The organism is Rahnella perminowiae, assembly GCF_019049755.1.
Taxonomy (GTDB): Bacteria; Pseudomonadota; Gammaproteobacteria; order Enterobacterales; family Enterobacteriaceae; genus Rahnella; species Rahnella perminowiae.
Genome location: NZ_JAFMOS010000203.1, coordinates 1 through 1769 on the forward strand (window position 1 = coordinate 1; position 1769 = coordinate 1769).

Sequence of the window (1769 nt, forward strand, 5' to 3'; positions counted from 1 at the left end):
TCACATGTTTATCTTAGTGCGATGAATAGCGGAACGCTGTAAAATGGCGCCATGATTTTTTATTGTTAGAATTAATACTGCATTTTATTATTTCATTCCATAATATAATGACAGCTTTTTATTCGGTATGACCGATACTACTGAATTTTGGATGAACTCATGCCAATTCATCGGCAGAGTTGAAGATAATTCATTTTACTGTATTCATTGACTGACGGAGCAGTAACAGGCTGTCAACTTTGATTATATCGCGATGGGATTTACCCTCAATAATGTGAAGCGCGCTGAGCCTGCCAATTTCATAATGGGGTAATTGTACCGTTGACAACGACGGCAGGAACAAATCACCGATCCCCACCATATTATCGTAACCTATGACTGCCACATCTTCGGGGATCCTCAGACCTTGCGCCAGGAGCGTCTGGTACACCATAAACGCGATGCGATCGTTACCGCAAATCACCGAATCGAATAAGGGTTTTTTCTGATGAATATGTGCCTGCACAATCGCCGGAATATCCCGATAATGCTCATCACCATATTCCATGTAATAGTGGTCGAGTGTCTCAGGAGCCAGCCCTGCCTCCATACATGCTTGTTCCAGACCTTTGCGGCGTCTGACAGTGGCAAGATGTGTTGCAGGCAAATGTAAGCAGAGCGGGCGACGATAGCCTGCAGACAAAAGTGCACGTACCGCTGCATATTGTCCATGTTCGTCATCCGGAATATAACTCGCTACCTGCTGATGCAGGCTTTCGCAATTGGCGAGCACACAGGGAAGGTTTAACAACTTCTCGGGTAGCGGCACCTGTCGCAATCCCATTGTTGTATAGATAATGGCATCCGGTCGGTGTGAGAGAAGTAAATCAACGATATTTTCCGGGATGTCATCCGAAAACATGTTAACCACAAAGCTGTTCCAGCCATGCGCACGTGCTGTTTCTTCAATGGAGAGTGTGATTTCCACTGAAAAGGGGGTGGTGACGGTATCAAGTGCCAGCACACCGATGGTTTTTGCAATCGCGTGAGCGCCACGTATTTTTTTGGCCGATAAATCGGGCACGTAATTCGTCGCATCGATAGCAGATTGTACGCGTGACAAGGTCTCAGGCTTTAGACGTTCCGGGGAGTTTAGTGCCCTGGAAACCGTCATCAGTGATACATTCGCCAGTTTTGCTACATCTTTCAGGGACGCCATTCTTTTTGCTCCTGCCTGCTCATTACGCCACAGGTTATAAAACTAACTTGCTGATGTAAAAGGATCATACGTGATTTTGGTGTCCGGGTGTGGGTTGCAGTGAATAAGAAAAGTTGATCATGATCTCATACTGCTTATGTTAACGTTAACTTTTGTGATTAACATCTAGAATTACAGCAAAACGGCATGCGCCTTATTTTATGTTAACGTTATCATTTGCGCTCCACCTCAGCATGAGATTGCCATGATGAAAACCCGTCATTCTCAAAGTTATCTGATACTCAGCGCTTTATTGTTCTTTTTCTTTGTAACCTGGTCCTCTACAGGCTCACTGCTCTCGATTTGGCTACATCAGGAAGTCGGTCTGAAAGCAGGGGATACCGGGATAATTTTTTCAGTGGTGTCTTTTTCCACTCTGTTTGTGCAAATTTGTTATGGTTTTATTCAGGATAAGCTGGGGCTGCGTAAGAATTTGCTCTGGTTTATCACGGCATTATTAATTTTTTCCGGTCCGGCCTATCTGCTTTTTGGCCATCTACTGAAAATTAACGTCTTTCCTGTCTCTTATACA

The 1769-nt window shown here is 44.5% G+C and carries 2 protein-coding genes; one reads left to right on the forward strand and one right to left on the reverse strand.

All coding sequences use genetic code 11. The annotated features are described in order from the left end of the window. Nucleotides 1–190 precede the first annotated feature (190 nt). Nucleotides 191–1198: a LacI family DNA-binding transcriptional regulator gene (locus tag J1785_RS01280; RefSeq protein WP_217218632.1), complete on the reverse strand. Its 1008-nt coding sequence runs from the start codon at nt 1196–1198 to the stop codon at nt 191–193. A 244-nt stretch (nt 1199–1442) separates the two neighbouring features. Between J1785_RS01280 and J1785_RS01285 the strand changes: the two genes are divergently transcribed. Continuing rightward, nucleotides 1443–1769: MFS transporter (locus J1785_RS01285; protein WP_217218633.1), on the forward strand; the 327-nt coding region annotated here is incomplete at its 3' end.